Source organism: Paracidovorax anthurii (assembly GCF_003269065.1).
In the GTDB taxonomy this organism is placed as follows: domain Bacteria; phylum Pseudomonadota; class Gammaproteobacteria; order Burkholderiales; family Burkholderiaceae_C; genus Paracidovorax; species Paracidovorax anthurii.
In genome coordinates, this window is sequence record NZ_QLTA01000002.1 from 21,078 (window position 1) to 40,220 (window position 19,143).

Sequence of the window (19,143 nt, forward strand, 5' to 3'; positions counted from 1 at the left end):
GCTGCCATCAGCGCCCCCAGGGTCCCGTCGTGTCGATGAACACGGTGCCGCTCGATACGCCGCCAGCCGCCGCCGGCCCGGTGCGCACGGCGAGCAACACGCGACCCGCATAGGCGTCCGTGCCGGCGATGATGCTGCCCGTGGCCATCGCATTGCCGACGTCCTGCACCGGGTGCAGCAGGCCTGGCAGCATGCCGCGCATACCGAGGGTGAACAGCTCCAGGCGGCCCGCCATGAGACCGTTGTTGGGGCCGTTGGGGTAGCTTCCCCAGCCATAGCCCGCGGTGCCCGCGTAGACATCGGCCGCCGTGCCGGTGTGGTGCGATCCGATGCGCTGCGCGGCGATCGCCTGACCCACGCCCGTGTGCGCACGCGCCAGGTACGCCCCGCCGCGCGCACTCCGATGGCTGTAGCCGCAGCACCCATCGGGCACGCCCGACGAGGCGGTCTGGTCGGACAGGTTGCCCGTGAGCAGCCAGCCGTAGGGGTCACCGCTCCGAAAGCTGGCGATGTCGCCGGCATAGAGCAGCGTGTAGCTGTCGCCGCCCTGCGGACTCACTGCGAGGAAGAGCCCGCGCTCATCGGCCACTACCAGCCAGGGCCGTGCCGTGCTGTTGGCCGTGCCGCTCTTGGGCCAGTAGGCGCCGCCGCTGGCTTGTGAATCCAGAGGGATCGGGCCGACACCCGAGCTGATGTCGCTCATGGCCTCGTAGCCGCGCACGCGGGCATTGGTGGTGCCCGTGTCGTCGATGCGCAGCACGCACCCGGACGCCTCCACCACCGTGGGGCGCAGCGCGATCACGTTGGCGAGCTGGCCGGCGAACAGCTCCTGCCAGCCCGCCGCCGCGACCTTGTGCGTGATCGTGCCCGAGGCCGCTCCATCGACGGTGCCAGGCGCGGCAAACGTGATCGCAGCCGACGTCGCGGACAGCACACGCTGCTGCCCGTTGAGGCTCGCGGGCGTGGCGCCCGCAATCTGCGCCACGGAGCCGACTCTGTACGGATGGGCGCCCGGGAACGTTGCCGTGGCCACGCCGCCAGCGACGGCGAGCGTGGACACGACGCCAGCGCCGAAGCCATCGACCAGGCAGGCCTTGAGTACGGTGCGCAAGGCACCAGCGGAGCCGGAGAGCACCGGCGCGCCGGGCATGGTGGAGTCGTAGGTGTAGATCATGGTGAGGCTCAGATGACGGGGTTGGTGGGGGCGCGGTCCACGTCGCCGCGGGCCGTGATCTCGAAGGCGTAGTCCGTGCCCACGGCCTCGCTCGGTTGCACGGTGCGGATCGCGGCGAACGGGAAATACACGCCCACGGTCGGGAGAAACAGCACGTTCCCGGCCGCCCAGCCGCTGCCCCAGCCGGCCGCCCGCAGCGTGAAATACGGCGCGCCAGAGACCGGGTTGATCGGCGCGATGTCCGTATTGCGGCTGTACGTGCCCACGTTGCCCACGTGCTCGCCCAAGACCTCGACATCCGTCCCGTTGGACAGCACGCGCAGGGCGAAGCGCTCGGTCAGCGCGCCGGCATTGGTCACGATGGGCGGAAAGGCGCCATCGTTGTAGGTGGCCGGCGCTGGATTGCCGATCGTGGCATCGGCCCAGGTGAAGCCGTCCCAGCTCCCCTGGTCGAACACGGGTAGCGCCCGCGCCCGCAGGTTGCCGGCCATGACGGCGGAGGAAACAATGGCGCCCGCCGGGTAGGCATGGCTCAACTGCTTGGAGAGGTGCAGCGTGCCGTCAATCTGCACGTCGGTGCAGCGCGCCATCTCCTCGATCCGGTGCTTGACCACCACGGGCTGCACCCAGCCGGTGACGTCCGTGACGGCGATGGTGCCGGCATCCAGGTCGGGCGTGTAGCCGCTGCGGATCAGCTTGCCGTCCGCGCCCACCAGGTAGACGCGCGAGAGCCGCTCGCGGCCGCAGTTGATGGTCATGCCAGCGCTGTACGTCGCGGCCGGCACGCGGCCCGTGTGGCCCACCACGACATAGGTGCCCTTGCGGTAGATCGGCACGCGGCCATCGGGTGGCAGTCGCACCGGATCGAGGCCCAGGATGTCGGCGTCGATCGGCAGGTATGAATACGCCACCGAGTTGATCCGCAGCGTGGTCGGGTCCACCGGCCAGGGCCGCCAGATCTTGCCCGGCTCCACCGCGCCGACGTCTGACGCGCTGTACCACCACTCCGCCTTCTGCGCGTCGCTCAAGGTCGCCGGGTCGATGAAGTCCCCGAACTGCAGCTCGCCCACACCACCCTGGAAGTCCATGCGCCCGCGCATGTGCGTCCCCGTGAACGCCCCATCCGTGCCAGCCGTCGCAGTGAGCGCGTTGCCCTGCAGGTCCAGCACCGACAGCACCACACCCCCGGGCCTTAAAGGTGCACTCTGCGTACGAAAAAACACGCTGGCCGTGCACCAAGGTACGCGCCGCGTCCACAGGCTCTGCAGCGTGACCGCAGCAGGCGACGGGCCCACCACATAGTCGGTCATCCGCGCCAGGCCGTTGGCGTAGTCCACCGTGCCCGAGGCGATGCCGGGGGCAACGCTGGTCCGCCCGCGGTACAGGACGCCCTCGAAGTCCTCGTAGCTCTCGCCCATCCACCCAAAGCGCACGCTGCCCGGCACGGCCCGATCCGTTGTGTACGGAAGCAAGTCGATCACGACCTCCGCGCCGGCGAAGGTCTCGGTCGCCGTGGTGGCCGCGAGCGGCGCGACCTTGTAGCGCACGACCACGGTGCCCAGTTGCTGCTCGCCGATCGCCGTGGTGCCGTACTCGCCGCCCTTCGCGGAGCTGCTCATGGACGGCTGCGGTCCGCTCGGGTCGTCGAACGCCTTGGCGTCCTCATGGTCGCTCTTGTAGCTGGTGGTGGACCGGTCCAGCGACACCATCTTTAGGACGATGGTCTTTGTGGGGTAGGACACGGTGCCGAGCCCGCCGACGAAGCCACCCGCACCATCGTCGGTGACGCTGTGCATGGTGAGCACGCGGCGGCTGTCGGTCGCGTCCTGGGCGGTCATGCGCGACCAGGTGCTCGTGGTGTTGTTGGCCGATACACGGTAGATGGGCACCTGCACCACGTCGACCGGGGCCTGCACGTCCGCCACGGGCGGCTGGCTGATGTTTCCGCCGCCGGCACCGGCCTGCTGTGCGTACCGACCGTAGACCACCTGGGCGACATACCCCATCACGCTCCGGGTCTCGCCCACGCTCTTGGCGGCATCGGACGCCGTGAGCGACGTGCCGCTGGTGGTCGACACCTCCTGCGCGGTGATCCATGCCACTTCCACACTGCCCGCGACCGGCTGCTGCGCCAGCACCAAGGTGGCTCGGCCTGCAGCATCGAGCGCAGGCGCAGCGATCACTTCCTCCTGCTGGCCGCCCGCGTCGTAGGTCACCTCGTACTCGCCGCCCGGGTCGATCATCGACCCCGGCCGCATGAAGACGCTGCTGGAGGGGTAGTCGATCTCGCCGACGGCATCACCGATGATCTTGCCGGACCCGTTATCGGTGGCGGTGCGGATCACGCCGCCCGAGGGCCACCGCACGGTCCAGGTGCCGGGCACGGTGCCGCGGCGCGCGAGCTGCCAGGCGACCTCGGGCGGCCGGATCTGCGCGCCCTGGCTCGCGCGGTTGGTGTATGCCACGCGCTCGGCCCATTGGACGATTATGGAGCTGGCGTCGTCGGGCAGCGCCTGCAGGGCCATGTCCATGCTGCCCGTGGTGTAGATCACCCGCCCCGACCCAGCTCCTGTGAGGACTCCATTGCCGTCGTCGGTCAGCGTGTACCAGTTGCCCAGCGCCCGGTAGCTGATCACCACCGTGCCAGGCTCGGGCAACGGCTTGAGCAGCGCAACGTAGGCTGAGCCACGGTTGCTCTGGTTGATGCGGATGCGACGGCTGTGGCCCGCCACGGGCACCTCCACGCGCCTCGGGGCCTCGGCAAGCACCAGCGTGCGCTCCGCAGCCGGGCGCTGATCGAGCGTGCTGGTCTCGGTGCGCGAGTTGGGTACGAGCTGCGTGTAGATGCTCGCGACGCGCAACACGCTGTCGCCCAGCGCCACGGTGCCGACGATGGGCGAGGCACCGTAGTAGGTGGCGGCGTCCGCCACCGTGGTATCGCGGATGACTGTCTTGCCGGTGGCCACCGCGAAGTCGCGGGCGGGCGGCGATCCGGGGAAGGCGTAGCGCAGCGCGTCCTGCAGGTCCACTTTGGTGACCGAGGCCACGAAGTCCACGAAGCTGCCGCCGCTGCCGTACGTGAAGGTCCGCGCCTCGGTCTCGGTGCGCGTCACGCGCACGTACTGGATGCGCTCGCCCGATGTGCCCTGCTGGTACACGAGCACAAGGGTGCGGCCGATGTCCGGCGCCGGGGTGCCCGGGCGGTGCAGGATCTGGATCGACAGCATCCCGGCGACATGGTCCTCCAGCAGCACGCCCGACCAGGTCGTTCCCTGGATCAGGTAGTTGGCGATGGCCGCCGCGATGGCCGTGCGCCGCGCGAACAGGTCGCAACGCGCCAGCGTAATGGACACGTTGGGGTCGTTGGGCAACTCCGACAGGATGAGGTTGCCGTCGAGGTAGGGCTCCACGTTGGCGGTCATGACGCCGACGTGGGCCTGCCGGATGGACACGTTGCCGCCGGCACGGCCGGCCTCGGTGAGGTCCATGAACATGGCATTGCTGGTGCCGTATGGGATCTCGGTGCCGGTGGGGCCGCCGCCGCCCTCCGGCACGTCGTCCATCACGCGGGATGCGAGCAGCTTGATGTCGCCTTCAAGGATATTGGCCATATCAGATTTCGATGAACTTGAAAGTGGGTAGGTAGAGCAGATCGGCGTCGATCTCGCCGTCCATCACGGCCCTGATCTGGCTGTCCTGGATACGCCACATGGGCTGTGCGGCAAAGCCGCCCTGAGCGTGGTCGAACAGCACGTGGCGGGTTGCGCCGCGCAGCACGAGGTCCAGTTCGATGCCGGGCAGCGCGGCCCAGGCCTGGAGCGTGTCGCACAGCGCGCGCGAAATCCAAGCCTTGCTGTCGGTGCCCACCAGGGTGATGGGCCGGCCAGCTTGCTTGAGCGCGACGTCCACCAGCAGCGCGCCTGTCGTGCTGTACGCGGTGGCCTGATCGACCGGGCTCCAGCTGTACTCATCGGTCCACTGGAGGCGATCACTGATGTGGGCCGTGGTGCCGTTGTATGTAAGAGTGATCGACATCAGATGGACGCTCCCTTGGCCTGGGCGAGCTGCTGCAGCAGATCCACCTCGGTGGCGGCACTCTGCGCTGTCGTGTGGCTGGTCGTGCCGCGCACTACGCCCCAGTCGCCCACGCCGTTGATGGTGATGTTGTTGACGTAGGTGTTGCTGGTTCCACCTGTGCCGGAGTTTGGCGCAGGTGCAGGTGCAGGTGCAGGTGCAGGTGCAGGGCTGGAAGATGGGGCCGACGTCGCAGTCCCGCCAGAGTTGCCCTTGAAGAGGTACTGCTCGGCGGCTTTGTAGAGCGCCTGCGTCATCGTGCTGTTACGGCCGCCGTACTTGATTTGACCGGCGTTGTTGCTATAGGGCACGTTGCCGCTGGCGTCGGTGAACTCCCCCGATACCCGCCGTGCCGTCTCCTCATCCAGCCCGGCCTGCTTGAGCCAGTCCATGATTGCGAGGCGGCTCCATGCAAACTGGCTCTCACTCTGTGCCCGGTTGGCAATGCTGGATGCAGAGGTATCTGCAGAGCGTTGTGCTGCTGCGGCAGCCAGGAATTGACCTGATGCTGCAAGAGCTTTTGCGCCGGCATCGCTATAGGCAGTTCCCAATGCCAGTACCGATGAAGCACTCGATGCGGCGGCATAGCCTGCCGCTTGCATCGCCGTGCCTGCCGCCTGGCCGGCACTGGAGAGATCTCGCAATTTTTGAGCCGTGACTTCTGCTACTTTGGCCTCGATCTCTTTGGCCTTCGCGGCCTTCGTGGCAGCGTCCAGTTCGAGCTTCTTCGTTTCGGTGAGCTTGTCCTCTGCAATCAGCTCCGCCCGCTTGACTTCAATGCCCGCCAATGCGGCCTGCGCCTCCGCGCGCTTCGCCTGGGCCGTCAGCTCCAGCAGTTGGATCTCCAGCTTGCGGATTTCGTTTTGGGCAGATATCGCCGCACGCTCATCCCCGCGTGCCTTGGCGACCTCGTAGATGGCACGCTGCTGCTCGATGGCCAACTGCACGGTGGCCTGCTCCAGGTTGTTGGCGGCCTGCTGGGCATTGGCCTTGACCTGCAAGGCCTGCTGCTGGTCCGACAAGGCATCGCGATAGAGGCGTGCGGCGCTGCCGGCGGCCAGCTCCGCCTGCGTGAGCTCCTCCGTGGTCGCCTTGCCCGCGGACTTCGCGGCGCGCACCTCCTCCAGCCGGACGCGGGCATCCTCGTAGGCCTTGGCGAGCTCCTTGACCCGGCCGCTGTTGTCGCGCCAAGCCTCCGCTTCCACCTTGGCCGCCGCGGCGGCGATCTGACCGGCCTGGGCCTGTGCGATCGCCTTGTCCGCCTCCTGCTGGCGCGTGGCGATGAGCTTCTGCAGATCCTCCATGCGCTTGGTCTGCTGCTCATCGGCCTTGCCCTGCTGCTCAATCACCGCCTTCGTCGCCGCCAGTTGGGTCTCCAGCACCTTCACCTCATTGAGGCGCAGCTGTGCCAGCTTGGCCAGCGCCTCGGCATCCACCGCCGCCGCCTTGGCCTGGGCGATGCGCTGGTCCTTCTCCGTGCCCAGGGCCTGCGCGATGGCCACGGCCGCCTTTCCCTCGGCTTCACGCGCGGCGCGTGCCTGCTCGGTCAGCGCGATCTGCTCCCGCAGGCTGGTGAGGTATTTCGTGTAGCCATTGGTGATCTGCACCAGGGGCGAGACAGCGGCCTGCGTGGCCGCACCGGCCGCCTCGGTAGCCGCGGCCGCCTGCTGCTGGGCCAGGGCCGTCTTGGTCGCCTCGTTGCCCACGGCGCCGATGTAGTTGCGCAGCACCTCGTTGTGCTGGGCGGCCTTGAGCAGCTTGTCGCGACTCTCCGTCTCGATGTTTGTGAAGGCCTGCTTCACCCCGCTGAAGTCCAGCGTGGTCAACGCCCCCATCACCACGCCCAGGGTCTTGCCCGTGGTGACCAGTGCATCGTCCAGCAGCACGATGGCGGTCTGCGCAACCTCCGCCCCAGTCTTCAGCGCCGTCAGCCCGCCCGCCTCGCCAATGTTGGCTGCCATCTCGGTGAAGGCGTTCTTGACGTTCGTGATCTCCTGGCTCAGCGTCTGGGCAGAGGGCGCGGTGCCGTAGAGATCGTTCAGGCCCTTGGCCAGCGCCGGGAACAGATCGTTCGCCGTGATCTGGCCTTCCTCCACCAGCTTCATCAGCTCCTGGGTGGTGATGCCCATGCCCTTGGCCGCTGCATTCAGCGCCCCCGGCAATGCTTCGCCGAGCTGGCCGCGCAGTTCTTCGGACTGCACCACGCCCTTGCTGGCCATCTGCGCGAGCGCTTGCAGCGCATTGGAGGTTTCGGCGCTGCTCTTGCCCGCCTTGCCCATGGCGCTGGCCACCGCCTCGAACACCTGGCGGGTCGGCTCGCCCTCCACCGCAGTGCCGCGCGTGGCGGCAGCCAGGCCCAGGAAGGCCCGGCCCACTTCGGTCACATCGGCGCCGATGCGCGTGGCGACCGTGCGCACGAACTCCAACTGCTGGCCCGCCTTGCCGGCGTCTTGCATGACGGCGGTGAGGCCGGAGCGCAGCTGCTCCATCTGCGCCGCGGCCGTGACCAGTTCACGGAAAGTGAAGGCCGTGCCCAATGCACCTGCCAACTGACCCAGCACCTGGGACAGGCCCTGCACCCGGTTGCCCATCTGATCGGCCGCTGCGGCACCACCCTGGTGGGCCGTCTCCAGCGCGCGCACCCGCTGTGCGGCCTGGTCCGCAGCAGCAGCCTCCACGCGCAGCGCGCGCGCATGGTTGTCGGCCGCGCGCAGCTCGTTGGCTTGCGCGGCCGTGAGCGGCCCGAGCGCGGCGAGCTCCTCGCGGCGGGCATCGGTGGCCTGCGACACGGCCGTGGCTTCCGCCCGCTTCGCCTGGGCCACGAGCCGCAATTGGTCCGACTCGATCTGCCGCAGCGCGTTCTGCGCGCGGGTGGCTGCCGTCTCATCGCCCTGGGCCTGCGCTGCCCTCAAACGCGCCTGCTGCTCGGCCTGGGCAGCAACCAGATGCTGACGCTGCAGCTCGATCTCGGACTGCTCGGCCTGCAGACCGGCCTTGATCGCCGCCGTCTTCGCATCCACGGCCTGGCGCAGTTCCAGCAATTCGCTGCCCGCCTGGCTGGCGACCTGGCCGACCTCGGCTACGCCTTTGCTCGCAGCCAATGCACCAGTGCCCAGCTCGCGGGCTTGCGCTTCGGCCTGGGCTTCGGCCCCCGCCAACTGATTCAAGCCACCGCCCGTTTGGCCCGCCGCATTGCTGAGCTTGTCCAGGCCAGCGCCCGCCGCTGTGGACGCAGTGCCCAGATCCTTGACGCCTTGCTCGACCTTGCCCAAGTCGCCGGCGAGCTCGCCCACGCCCTCGCGCTGGAGGCGGACGGTGAAGTCGATCTGGTTTTCGTTGGACATGTCGGATGCGGTCAGGAAGAGGCGGCAAAAGTGAGGGCCGCGCGCCGCCTGTTGGAGCGGTGGGCGGCCCTCTCTCGGGGCGGCTGGATCAGTTCAGACGCGTGCGGTAGTACTTGCTGATGCCCGCGCCGGTCTTGGTCGGGTCCTGCAGCACCGTGCCTTCGACGTCGAGGGCGCCGAAGCCCTTGTTGATGAGCGATAGGGCCTTCGTCACGCCCTGGCTGGCCCGCCAGATATCCACCACCACGGGCTTGCCCGAGTCGGCCTCGTTGAGGCCACCGAAGAGGAGCTGCAATTCGGGGGCCTTGGTGGTCAGTGCTTCGATGGCGGCATATGCGCCGTAGCTGTAGCTCACCCACAGCTTGTCGGCCAGGGCGATATCCGGTGCACCGTCCAGCAGCACGATGCCTTCGGGCTTGACGAGATAGTTGCCTGCCATGGTCACGGCCGTGGCCGAGTTCGCGACGGTCCCCTTCTTGATGGTGACCGCGGTGGGGTCGATGTGCATGAGCGGCAGCAGCGTGCCGAGGCCGCTCACGGTAAAGGCCTCATCGGTCACGGTGCCGGCTTCGATGCCCGCCACGGTGGCCAGCGTTGCACGCGCCAGGTTGACGACGTTCAGGTCCGCGATCTTCATCTTCACCTTCACATCGGTGACGCGGCGCACTTCTCCATGCGTGCCTCCGCCCAGGACGGTCATGTCCTCCTGGCGCTGCACGTCCTCGGTGTGCTCCAGGCCCAGCTCCAGGACGTTGCCGATCGGCGCCGGGGCAGCCGCGGAGCCATAGGACTTGGCGTACACCTGGCCCACGGTCATGGAGGGCTTGTAGATCTGCTGGATGACTTCGACGGCCATGATGGCTCCTTGGAAAATTCAACGTTGAAAGACCGTCTCGACCAGGAAGGCGAGCGGCAAGTACATGAAGCCGGCCGGGCTGATGCCCGAGCCTGGCGCGGGTGCCAAGCGCATGGGGCCGGCGACGTTCGGAGGGCGGAAACCCATCAGCGCCGCACCGGCCCGCGCGGCCAGCTCGCCGGCCTCGTCGCGCACGGCCTGGCCCGTCTTGAGCGTGCGCACGTTCTTGACGGCGGTAACGATCAACCAGGTGTGGTCCAGCCGCGCAGCGGCGCCATCGGCACGGGCCTCAAGCACCTTGAAGCCGTTCCAGACCACGTGCACTGCAGGGGTGGGCTGGTGCTCTTCCTTGATTGCTGCAAGGTCCTTTGCCGTCAGCACGTGCACGGCAGGGTCCAGGCCCGCCAGCGCTTCCTTGAGCTCGGCCACGATGTGCTGCTCGGGCGCAAGGAAGTTGTTGGGGTGCGGTGCAGGGGAAGACATCAGTACCGCTCCCAGTCGAACGTGCCGCGGGGCGCCCGCGTCACCATGTGGCCCGCCGGTTGCGCCACCTCGGTGTCAGCGCCGCCCAGGCTCACCACCCCCTTGCTCAGATCCGTCAGGTATTGGTCGGCCCAGGCAGAACCGCGCCGCAGGTCCTCAGGCACCGAGGTGCCGTAGAGGCGTTTGAGCGCGATGGCGGCCACGGCACCGGGCAAGCTGCTGCCTTGCACCAGGTCGGCGGGCAGCGGCATGCGGGCGCGGTAGCGGGGGAACAAGTACGTGTCGGCATGGCGGCTGGCACGCTCCAGGGCATCCTGAAGACGTGCCAGGGCCGTTGCCGCCACCGCGATCGCGTCGGCATTCCAGTCGCTCACGTCACCGGCGGTCGCCACCAGGCGCAGCAGGTCGGCATCGAGCACGGCCTCGGGCGCCGCACGCTGGGCCAACTCGCGCCAGCCCTCGGTTGCGGCGTTGACCAGGTCGATGGTCGATGCGTAGGCAGCCATGGTGGTCAGCGCAGCACCCGGATGAATTCGCCCGCCGCGGTGGCGGCGTCACGGGCCCGGCCGAAGGCCACGCCCGAGGCGAGCGTGATCGCACGGCCCTGCGCGTCGGGCTGGACCTGCGCGCCCTTGGCGACTGCCGCGCCAGCCTCCACCAGGATCTCGCCATGCGTTCCCACACCGGCCTGCTCGCCCGGGTCGTAGTTGGCGTTCGCCACGCCGAGCGCAGCATCGGCCGCGCCGGCCTGGCCGCCGTCGAAGTTCACGAGGCGCTGCCGCACGAGTGCCGTGGTGGCAGGCACGGAGGTGGCCATGAGGATTTTTTCAGTCAGCATGGGTGGTTGCTCCTTCAGGGATCGGGATCACGAGGCCGCCCAGGCGCTGCGCCTGGGCATCGGTCAGTTCGATGTCGTAGCCCACGTCGTAGCTGCGGCCGTCATGGCGGATCGGCACGGCGCTCACCAAGTAGGTCCGCGTCACGGGCTGGGTGGCGGGAGCCTCGTCGGCGCCATCGCGCTCGGCGTCTGCCGGCGAGGCCTGCGGCGTCTCCAGGGACGGTGTGGAGGCCTGCGGGGCCAGCGCCTGGGCGCCGTCGTCCTGGGCCACGTGCTCGGGCTGGGTGGCGGGAGCCTCGTCAGCGCCATCGCGCTCAGCGTCTGCCGGCGCGGCCTGCGGCGTCTCCAGGGACGGTGTGGAGGCCTGCGAGGCCAGCGCCTGGGCGCCGTCGTCCTGGGCCACATGCTCGGGCGGAGGGGCTGCATCGTCTGCGACGGGCGGTTGCGCCGGCGGGGGGGTCTTCTTTGCCGCGGCCATCACACGGTCCCCGTCACGAGAAAGCCCGCCTCGGCGCCGAGCAGAAAGGGCTTGAAGATGTCCGTGTTGCGGATCAGCTCCAGCTTGCCGCCACCACCCAGGCGGGTGTCCACCACCGGGTTGCCCTTCTTGCGCAGCGTGTAGCCGTAGCTCGGCTCGTAGGCCGATCGCACGGGCGCATCGCCCGCTTTCGACGGTGCCGCCTGCGGCACATAGGCCAGCACCAGCGTGTTGCCCCACATGTCCGTCACGGTGCCGGCATCGCTGGCATACACACCCCGGCCCACCACGATGTTCGGGATCTCGAAGATCTCGCGCAGGTCGGCCAGTTGCACCAGGCGCGACCGGGTGTCGCTCAGAATGGCCTTGAGCTTCGGGTGCCGCTTGAGCGCGCGCCAGCTGCGGTAGCCGATCACCATCGTGTTCGGCTCCTTCACCACCTTGTTGCGCACGGCGGCCTTGGCGTCATCCACCACGCCCTCCGGATCGGAGCCGGAATCGCTGAACACGTCACTGCCCGAGAGCGCGATCTTGTTGCCGGTGGGGTAGCTGGCCGGGTTCTGCGCCATGTCCGCCACCATTTTTTCGTGGCGCAGCCGAATGCCTTCGACCACCCGGTTCGTGGCATGCGCCTGCAGGGGGAAGGCCGCCTCGGCGTCTTCGCGGTAGTCGATCGGGTACTCCAGATCGTGCTCATCCAGCGACACCGTGATGCCGCCGATGTCCTCGGGCACGATGCGGTTGGATTCCGCGCGCAAGGCGCGTTCGGTGTTGTAGACCTTGAAGGCGTCGCGCCCGAACGTCGGGATCTTGCCGCCTTCCTTGTCCACCTCCACGAAGGGCAGCAGCTGGTCGCCGACGAATTCGGCATTGCTGTAGCCCAGGGCCAGCGCGCTCAGGACCGGGTCCACCACGCGCAGGTTGCTCAAACGTCCCATGTGTCGCTCCTTTGGGGGTTGGGTTCGGATCGGGTCACTTGCTGCGCATCACGGCGTGGGCCGCGGCGGCGTAGCTCATGTCGTTCTGCTTGGCATGGGCGCGGATGCGCTTGTCCAGCGCCACGCGCGCGGGATCGGCGCCTTCGGCGAACTCTGCGGCCGGGGTGCCGTCATCCGCGTCGTCTGCGGCCCGCGCACGCTGCGCCTGCTCGCCGAATTCCACGGCCGGGGGCAGTGCGCGGACGAGGTCGCGGAACGCCTCGTGCATCGGCTTCTTGTCGGTGCCGTCGCCGAACTCCACATTAGGCGTGGCCTGCAGGTACGCACCGATGGCCGCCACCTGACCGCGCATCGAGGACGGGATGCGGGCTTCGCGTGCCATGGACTCGGCGAACTCGGCGTTCCCCTGTTTCACGGCTTCGGTCGCGCGATCTTTCTCGCGCCGCTGGGCTTCCTGCAATTGCCGCTGCAGCGCGGCGTTCTGGTCGCGCAACTGCGCGGCTTCCTGGTCGGTCACTGGGGACTCCTTTGGGGTGGTGGTTGAGGGAGATGCGGCGCCTTCGGCGAAGGCCGGGGCAAGGTCGGCTTCGGCGCGGTGCCCGTTGATGTCTTCCTGCGCGCCGAGCTCCAGCGCGCGCACGTCGTAGCCTGGGAGCACCTTGTCGGCGTCGTCCTGGCCGAACTTGCCCAAGATCCACTCGCGCAGGTTGCGCCAGAGGTTGGCGTTGGTCATGCCGTCCCATTCACCGAAGGCCACGCCTTCCTGGAAGCAGACGCAGCCGTCGTCCTCGGCGAACTCGGGATCGTCCAAGCCTTTGACCGCCGGTGGCTGGGCGCCCAAGAACCCGATGTGGCGCAGATACCAGACGCCCGGGACAGGATTGCCTGCGTCGGTCGGGCGATAGAACTTGGCACTGACGGTGCCGTATGCACCGCTGCGCACGGCGGCAGCGAACTCGGGGTCGACCTTGTCGGCGGCAGCGAACAGGCCCCGGCCGTTGGAGGTGAGGGAAACCGCCCAGCCCTTGGCCGGGTCATCGGTCTTGGGGTGGCCCACCACCAACGGGGCCTTGGAAACCTTGGGGTCGTAGGCCGCCGCGGTGGCGGCGAGGTCGGTGGCGCTGAACTCGATGGGCTCACCGTGCGTGGTGGTCCAACGTCCGGGCCTGAAGATGTGCAGGGGTTTGGCGGGTGCGGCGGCTTGCGTCATGGCCGCCAATGTCGGGCGTTGCGCCCGGCCGCGCTAAATAAAGCGTTTTAGTGTTTCTGCCTCGACCCACGCGCGCGCGAGGGGCGGGTTTCGGACTGCGCGCCGAACATATCACGCTGCTTTTGCAGGAAGGCCTCGCGCTGCCACGTATCCACGATGTTGCGCACCTGCTGCTCGGAGAGCTTGTACTTGCGCGCCAGCGCCTTGTAGTCGCCACGGAACTCATCGCACATCTGGCGGTTGCGCGGCGTGAGACGGTAGCCCACGCCCTTGTGCAGGTACAGATTCACTCCACCCAGCTCGGCACTGAGACGCTCGACCAGGCGGAAGGCCGTGGCTGCCATCGCATGCTCGCGGTCGGCGCGGTCGCGCGCGATCGGCTCCTCCAGCAGTTGCAGGTAGAGCTGCTCGGCGATCTCCGCCATCGCCGCCGGAAAACCCAGAGGCAGGATGGCGTGCAGCGCGGCCAGGTCAGCCATGTGCCCCTCGCTGCTGCCAAGCCTTGAGCGCCTCGATCAGCGTGTCCAACTGTGCGCCCGAGGCGAATCGCAGCGACGACACGCCGACCTGGCGCTGCACCCATGCGTCCAGGGCGGCGCGGCTGGGGTTGTCCACCAGACCATCGCGGTGCAGTTGGTGCCACAGCGCCCACACTTTGCGTTCGCGCGGGCTCGCCGCGGCCTTGGTCTGGGCGAATTGCTCGCGCGTCAGCGGGCGGCGGCGCGTGGTGGTCGGCACCACGCCCATGCGCTCGGCAAGGTTTTGCATGTGATCACGCACCTGGCGGCGCTCTGCATCCGTCATCTCCTTGCTGCTGCTCTTGAGCGTGAGGCCTTTGATCAGCGCGCGGTAGTCATCGTCCGTGAACTGCAACTTGGATTTCAGGACGTGGATGGCGGCGGTGTGGTCTGCCATGTCAGCGCCCCAGCAGCGGCGCCAGCCACCAGTTCCACAGGCCCAGCAGCGAACAGCCGAGAAACACCCACTGCTGCAGGTGCAACGCAGTCTGCCTCTGAAGCCGGCTCGCAACCAGCCAGGCCACATTGCTCGCGGTGAACGCTCCGAATCCCCAGCCAGGCAAGGCAGGCATTGCGAGCAACAGCGCACCCAGGACACCGCATGCCGCGCCCGTCACCGAGGCAGTACGCACGATGAGACTCCGCGTCATGCTGCGCCTCCGCTCTGCACCAGCAACAGGGGCAGGCGCTCGGCCGGCAACTCCAGCGTTTGTGCCACGAGGCCACCGCCAGCCTCACGGGCTACGGCCAGCAGTTGGCCGGTGCGACCGGCCAGCGGCATGCCACCCCAGGCCCGCCCAGCGTGCCGCACGATGCCGCCGGGGTAGACCCGGCGCAGGAACCAAGAAGCCATCACGCCACGCTGGGCCTTGTAACGGCTCCACGCCCGCTCGATCTTGCGCGGGTCGGTGGGCCAATAGCCGTGGCGCAGCCGGGCGACCGTGCCGCGGCCCAGGCCCAGCATGAGCGACGCCTCGGACACCGACCAATCACGCACGAAGCCCAGCAAATCGGCCGGCGGCGATTTTGGGCCGTACAGGCCATTTTCAGCCCGGGGGGTGGCCGTGGTATTACCCAGCCACTCCCAGGCGCCTGTACCCCGTTCCAATTTGTACCCAGCGGCATATGCGGTCATGCGCGACCTCCTGCATCGCTGCCCAGCGCCTCGACCAGGTCCGAGATCATCTTGGAGAGCTCGCCCGTGGCGATCGCCACGTCGGCGTCGAAGCCGCTGTCGTCCTGGCCCCGGCCCTCGAACACCGTGTCGAGGAACGACACCTTCTTGATCTGCAGCCCTTCGGTGAGCACGAAGGCGACGCGGTCGTCCCAGCTCATCGCGAGCTTGGTGGGCAGCTTGCCGGCGGCGATGTGCTCACGGATCTCGTCGATGTCGAGCGGGTGGCGGGCGTAGCGCACCACGGCCTTGGACTCGTCGTCGCTTTTCAGCTCGCATTCGCGGTCGATGCTGAAGCCCTCGGGCGGCTCATGCTCGGTGAGCCAGTGCGCCATCGCGGCCTGCGGCGAGGTTGATGTGTCCAGCAGCGCGAGCGACAGCCCGGGCAGCGCTTCCACCAGCAGGGTCCCCACCTCGTCGGCGCGCGCCTGGCTGCTGGTGGCCACCACCAGGCGGCTGGCCTCGCGGTCGATCCAGACCCAGGTGGCGGCCTGCTTGGCGAAGGCCATGGGCAGCAGGTCCAGCCGGGCCTCTTCCTTCAGCTCCTTGCTTTCCTTCTTGCCGGGCTTGCGGCCGGTCTCCTGCTCGATGCGCTCGGCCTTTTCCTTGACCTTGGCGGCCAGCACGTTGCCGGGAACGGTCTTGGTCTGCACCATCAGGCGCATGATCCAGTGGCCATTGATGGATTCCACCAGCGCGCCGTGCAGCTCGCCGCGCGGCGCCACCCAGCCGATGGACTTCTCTTGCGTGGGCCCACATTCCGCGAACGGCGTGCGCTGCAATGCTTCCTCTGCCTGGTCGAGCGTGGCGGCCAAAGTGCCGAGGGAGTAGATGATCATTTCCTTGAACATGGTGGTGCCTCAGCTCGGGTTTTTGGAAAAGCGCTCGACCTTGGCGACGCGGTACCGGATGTGGCGGAAGGTCTTGCCCTGCGATTCGTAGAAATGGACGAGGTCACCCACGGCCAGCCGACCGGGTTGCACGACCTCTTTACCGCACCACACGGATGCCTGGAACGGCTCGCAGCCGATCACCTTGCCTTTGGAGTCCAGCTCCCAATGAAGGAAGTCCTGGCCACAGTCCTCAAAGTGGATGCGGGTCACCACCTTGTCGAGCCACCGAATCCGGCGCTGCACTGCAGCGGCGACGGTCTTCTGCAGCGCGGGCACCTGCAGGGCGGCCTCGCACTGTGATCGGTCAAAGCGGGCCACGGCGTTGACCCGATCCTCGACCGTGCCGTAGTAGGTCTGGACACCGGCATGGATGCCGGCCTTGAAAGGGTTGTCCATCATTTGGTCCTCCACACACGGATCTCCGAGCCCAGCGTGCGGCTGGCCAAGACCTTTTGCGTCTCATCCTTGTAAGCCTTGAGGGCGCTGCTGATGGACGAGCGGGCGGCATAGGGCACCGTGAACGAATCGCCGACCTCCAGCCTGTCGAGCAGCGGCGTCCAATCCATGGCCGGGCGCCGGCTTGGCAGCGGCACGTCCTTGTCCACCTTGATCAGGAACGGCGCAGCGGGCGACCTCCGGACGGCAGGCGGTGCGGCTGGTGCCGGCGCCGGTGTAGCCGGACTGCGCTTCGGTCGCCCCTCTTCGGACTGTTGGCCCTTGCGATCCAGCCAGCCGTGGAAGCCGCTGCCTGCTGGCGATCCCTCGGCCACCGGCTTGCCTGTGCCGAGTGTGTAGACCAGTTCGCCCGTAGGTATTTCTTCCGTGCGGCGCAGCAGCCCGGCCTGGACCGCTGGACCGAGCAGGGTGTGGACATTGCGCCGATCGCATTCGCACTTTGCGGAGATCAGATCCGCATCCAACTGCTCATCGGGATTGGCTTCGAGGAATTCGATCACCCTCGATACCACGCTGCCTGAGCGGGGGGTGTAGGTCGCGCTGGTCATGCGGCCTCCAGCGTCACGTCGTCATAGTCCACCACCGACACCTCTGCCGCAGTGATGAGGATGCCCAGGCTATCCACCTCAGGCCAGCCCTCGCCCTCGTGCTCGATCACGGCAGCCGTGTGGTACGGATCGGCCGTTGGCCCGAAGGAGGCGCCGCCGTCTCCCATGTAATAGCGGATGGCGGCCTGGCCGAACATGCGGACGACCGCGAGCAGGACGTTTCCGTCCTCGGCCGCGAGCCGGCTGTCATCCTCTGACCAGAAGCCGTTGATCTCGGCGGCCAGCTCAGGCGTAAGGATGTCGAGGTCCACCTGCAGGGTGACCTCCGCGTCGCCGAACCAGGTGGCGCGCACGGTATAGGTGCATTGATTGCTCATACGGCCGCCACGTCCAGAGTGATGGGGTCGTAGCCGCCGGCATCGTTGCGCTTGTAGAAGCGCACGTAGGGCTTGGTGCTGGCCGTCTGCATGCTGTCAGAGATCGCCTGCATGGCGTTCTGCCACTTCGTGTCGGTGATGTTCAGTTGGCGGAGGCCCAGCACGCGACCGGTGTTGATCTTGCCTTCCTTGTCGGTCTGGAAGGCGTGGTTCACCAGTGCGCGCATGTTGTCGTTGGCCCCTTCGGCCCATTCGTGGACGCACTCGTCGATCAGCACCTTCGCGGCCATGAGCTGCTCGCCAAAGACGATCTTGTCTTGCATCTGGCGCACCAGCTTGTACTTCCCGTCGTAGCTGGGCAGGGTGACGTTGCCCTTCTCGCCGCCGGCGCGCACGCCGTACTGCTCCATGCTGGTCGCCACCAGGGCGGCGACCTCCTGCATGGCGTGGGCCTTGAAGAGGGACAGGCTGGACTGGTGCTGCTCGGCCATGCGGCACAGATCCACCACGACTTGGTGGCGCAGCTTGTCGATGTCCTTGACCTTGGATTCGGGGATGAGGTTGCCGTTGGCATCTTGCCAGTAGCCGGCAGGGAGGGTGCTTGCTTCCATTGCTCGCTCCGTTCGTTAGTGGATGGGTTGGTTCTGCGGGGCGCCACCGCTGGCGCTGGCCTTCATCAATTCGCCGGCGTAGGAGGCCGTTGCCATCGCTGCAATGCCGATCTGCTCGGGCGACAGTTGCAAGACGGTCATCCGGTGGACCAGGAACAGCGCCTCCATCACAATCCAAGGGGATTGCGGACCCTCGATGGCCTGGACGATCTGGCGGCCCATGTCGGTAGCAGCAGCCCGAAAGGCCTCGCGCTGCTCAGGTGTTGATTGATCCATGTGCGGTCCTTTCAGCAGCGCCAGCCGCGGCTGGCAATGTGTTTGTGGTCATCGGCCCCGGCGCGCGTTGCCGGTGCCGGGTTGGTGGTCCAGATCGGCGCGCGCATGCGGTCGTACTGCGCGGGCTCGACCAGGTTGTTCTGCACCGGTTTTGGTCGATTGCGGGAGCCGCGCGGGCGGCCGGTGGGGGCTCGGGTCACAGCAGGCCTTTCTGCCGGCGCGCCGCCGGGCTGGGGGCGCGCTCGGCCTCGGCACGGAAGCCCTGGCACAGCTGCTGCCCGAGCACCATGCCGGCGCGGTGAGCGTTGTCGAGCTGGTCGCCATGGTCATAGGTGCCCAGCAGCACAAGCGCCAGGGCCAGCAGACTGCAGGCCAGCGAGACGCCGAGCCACAGCACGAATGCCGCCAAGGGATGTTTGCGGCGCCGGCTCATGCAGCCTCCCGATGCGGCACCACCGCGCGCTGGGGGTCGCCTGGCAGGCCCAGCCCTGCCAGGATGGCGGCACCGTCCGAAGGAAAGATGCCGTGGAGCGTGCACACGGTGCCGTCCGAAAATCGGACTTCTACGAGGTAGCAGCGCATGGTCAAGCGCCCCCCACCCGGTAGGCGAACTGAATGCGAACCCATTGCCCTCTATGGGGCATCAGATCTCGCAGCAGTTCCTGCATCGGCCCGCTGGCATCGATGGCCCGGCACGAATGCCAGCGCGTTTCACCTGGGAGCAACTTGCACGCACTGGCAACTTCACGGCCCGCCTGGTCATAGAGGTTGGCCCACAGAAACTTGGTGAATCGCCCACCCAGCAACGCATGCGCGCATTCCAGACTGACGCTGGTGCCGTTCGAGAGCGAGAAGAGGCGCTCGTGGCCTCGGGGCTTGCGTTTTGCGGCCATGG

General features: G+C 67.8%; 24 protein-coding genes. All 24 read right to left on the reverse strand.

Features of this window, described 5'->3' with window-relative positions:
- Nucleotides 1–7: 7 nt before the first annotated feature.
- The 24 genes from AX018_RS01170 to AX018_RS24530 all read right to left on the reverse strand — a co-directional run bounded on the left by AX018_RS01170 (nucleotide 8) and on the right by AX018_RS24530 (nucleotide 19,141).
- Complete coding sequence (locus AX018_RS01170; protein WP_111875427.1) at nucleotides 8–1,174, reverse strand: hypothetical protein; 1,167 nt, start codon at nucleotides 1,172–1,174, stop codon at nucleotides 8–10.
- A gap of 8 nt (nucleotides 1,175–1,182) precedes the next feature.
- Nucleotides 1,183–4,785: a hypothetical protein gene (locus AX018_RS01175; RefSeq protein ID WP_111875428.1), complete on the reverse strand. Its 3,603-nt coding sequence runs from the start codon at nucleotides 4,783–4,785 to the stop codon at nucleotides 1,183–1,185.
- A 1-nt stretch (nucleotide 4,786) separates the two neighbouring features.
- Nucleotides 4,787–5,209, reverse strand: a complete 423-nt coding sequence (locus tag AX018_RS01180) for a hypothetical protein (RefSeq protein WP_111875429.1) — start codon at nucleotides 5,207–5,209, stop codon at nucleotides 4,787–4,789.
- Nucleotides 5,209–8,592 (reverse strand): tape measure protein, encoded by a 3,384-nt coding sequence (locus AX018_RS01185; RefSeq protein WP_111875430.1) that lies wholly within the window; start codon nucleotides 8,590–8,592, stop codon nucleotides 5,209–5,211. Before AX018_RS01185 ends, AX018_RS01180 begins: the two co-directional genes overlap by 1 nt.
- An 88-nt stretch (nucleotides 8,593–8,680) precedes the next feature.
- Nucleotides 8,681–9,448, reverse strand: coding sequence for a phage tail tube protein (locus tag AX018_RS01190; RefSeq protein ID WP_111875431.1), 768 nt, complete (start codon nucleotides 9,446–9,448; stop codon nucleotides 8,681–8,683).
- 18 nt (nucleotides 9,449–9,466) lie between these two features.
- A complete protein-coding gene (locus tag AX018_RS01195; protein WP_111875432.1) occupies nucleotides 9,467–9,931 on the reverse strand; it encodes a phage tail terminator protein in 465 nt (154 codons plus the stop codon).
- Nucleotides 9,931–10,437, reverse strand: a complete 507-nt coding sequence (locus AX018_RS01200) for a phage protein Gp36 family protein (RefSeq protein WP_111875433.1) — start codon at nucleotides 10,435–10,437, stop codon at nucleotides 9,931–9,933. Before AX018_RS01200 ends, AX018_RS01195 begins: the two co-directional genes overlap by 1 nt.
- Nucleotides 10,438–10,442: 5 nt before the next feature.
- On the reverse strand, nucleotides 10,443–10,769 hold the full coding sequence (locus AX018_RS01205) for a capsid cement protein (protein ID WP_111875434.1): 327 nt from the start codon (nucleotides 10,767–10,769) through the stop codon (nucleotides 10,443–10,445).
- Entirely contained in the window at nucleotides 10,759–11,247 is a 489-nt protein-coding gene (locus AX018_RS01210) for a hypothetical protein (RefSeq protein ID WP_111875435.1), read from the reverse strand. Before AX018_RS01210 ends, AX018_RS01205 begins: the two co-directional genes overlap by 11 nt.
- A complete protein-coding gene (locus AX018_RS01215) occupies nucleotides 11,247–12,185 on the reverse strand; it encodes a major capsid protein (RefSeq protein ID WP_111875436.1) in 939 nt (312 codons plus the stop codon). The genes AX018_RS01210 and AX018_RS01215 overlap by 1 nt, the downstream gene beginning before the upstream one ends.
- A gap of 34 nt (nucleotides 12,186–12,219) precedes the next feature.
- Nucleotides 12,220–13,395 (reverse strand): peptidase, encoded by a 1,176-nt coding sequence (locus AX018_RS01220; RefSeq protein WP_146749183.1) that lies wholly within the window; start codon nucleotides 13,393–13,395, stop codon nucleotides 12,220–12,222.
- Nucleotides 13,396–13,442: 47 nt separating this feature from the next.
- Nucleotides 13,443–13,874: a Mor transcription activator family protein gene (locus AX018_RS01225; protein WP_111875438.1), complete on the reverse strand. Its 432-nt coding sequence runs from the start codon at nucleotides 13,872–13,874 to the stop codon at nucleotides 13,443–13,445.
- Nucleotides 13,867–14,310: a regulatory protein GemA gene (locus tag AX018_RS01230; protein ID WP_111875439.1), complete on the reverse strand. Its 444-nt coding sequence runs from the start codon at nucleotides 14,308–14,310 to the stop codon at nucleotides 13,867–13,869. The genes AX018_RS01225 and AX018_RS01230 overlap by 8 nt, the downstream gene beginning before the upstream one ends.
- 1 nt (nucleotide 14,311) lies before the next feature.
- A complete protein-coding gene (locus tag AX018_RS01235; RefSeq protein ID WP_111875440.1) occupies nucleotides 14,312–14,563 on the reverse strand; it encodes a hypothetical protein in 252 nt (83 codons plus the stop codon).
- Nucleotides 14,560–15,048: a hypothetical protein gene (locus AX018_RS01240; RefSeq protein ID WP_146749184.1), complete on the reverse strand. Its 489-nt coding sequence runs from the start codon at nucleotides 15,046–15,048 to the stop codon at nucleotides 14,560–14,562. Before AX018_RS01240 ends, AX018_RS01235 begins: the two co-directional genes overlap by 4 nt.
- The gene (locus AX018_RS01245) at nucleotides 15,045–15,938 is read right to left on the reverse strand and encodes a recombination-associated protein RdgC (protein WP_111875442.1); all 894 of its coding nucleotides are present in this window, start codon (nucleotides 15,936–15,938) and stop codon (nucleotides 15,045–15,047) included. Before AX018_RS01245 ends, AX018_RS01240 begins: the two co-directional genes overlap by 4 nt.
- 9 nt (nucleotides 15,939–15,947) lie before the next feature.
- Nucleotides 15,948–16,379 (reverse strand): hypothetical protein, encoded by a 432-nt coding sequence (locus AX018_RS25115; RefSeq protein WP_170146155.1) that lies wholly within the window; start codon nucleotides 16,377–16,379, stop codon nucleotides 15,948–15,950.
- Nucleotides 16,376–16,984 carry a hypothetical protein gene (locus AX018_RS24520; RefSeq protein ID WP_146749185.1) on the reverse strand — a complete coding sequence of 203 codons (609 nt, stop codon included), beginning with the start codon at nucleotides 16,982–16,984 and terminating at the stop codon, nucleotides 16,376–16,378. The genes AX018_RS25115 and AX018_RS24520 overlap by 4 nt, the downstream gene beginning before the upstream one ends.
- The gene (locus AX018_RS01265) at nucleotides 16,981–17,361 is read right to left on the reverse strand and encodes a DUF2528 family protein (RefSeq protein ID WP_111875445.1); all 381 of its coding nucleotides are present in this window, start codon (nucleotides 17,359–17,361) and stop codon (nucleotides 16,981–16,983) included. The genes AX018_RS24520 and AX018_RS01265 overlap by 4 nt, the downstream gene beginning before the upstream one ends.
- On the reverse strand, nucleotides 17,358–17,972 hold the full coding sequence (locus AX018_RS01270) for a DUF3164 family protein (RefSeq protein ID WP_111875446.1): 615 nt from the start codon (nucleotides 17,970–17,972) through the stop codon (nucleotides 17,358–17,360). Before AX018_RS01270 ends, AX018_RS01265 begins: the two co-directional genes overlap by 4 nt.
- Nucleotides 17,973–17,987: 15 nt before the next feature.
- Nucleotides 17,988–18,248, reverse strand: coding sequence for a hypothetical protein (locus AX018_RS01275; protein ID WP_146749186.1), 261 nt, complete (start codon nucleotides 18,246–18,248; stop codon nucleotides 17,988–17,990).
- Between the two features lie 11 nt (nucleotides 18,249–18,259).
- Complete coding sequence (locus AX018_RS24525; RefSeq protein ID WP_146749187.1) at nucleotides 18,260–18,448, reverse strand: hypothetical protein; 189 nt, start codon at nucleotides 18,446–18,448, stop codon at nucleotides 18,260–18,262.
- Nucleotides 18,445–18,657: a hypothetical protein gene (locus tag AX018_RS01280; RefSeq protein ID WP_111875448.1), complete on the reverse strand. Its 213-nt coding sequence runs from the start codon at nucleotides 18,655–18,657 to the stop codon at nucleotides 18,445–18,447. The genes AX018_RS24525 and AX018_RS01280 overlap by 4 nt, the downstream gene beginning before the upstream one ends.
- A 175-nt stretch (nucleotides 18,658–18,832) precedes the next feature.
- Nucleotides 18,833–19,141 (reverse strand): hypothetical protein, encoded by a 309-nt coding sequence (locus AX018_RS24530; RefSeq protein WP_146749188.1) that lies wholly within the window; start codon nucleotides 19,139–19,141, stop codon nucleotides 18,833–18,835.
- Nucleotides 19,142–19,143 lie beyond the last annotated feature (2 nt).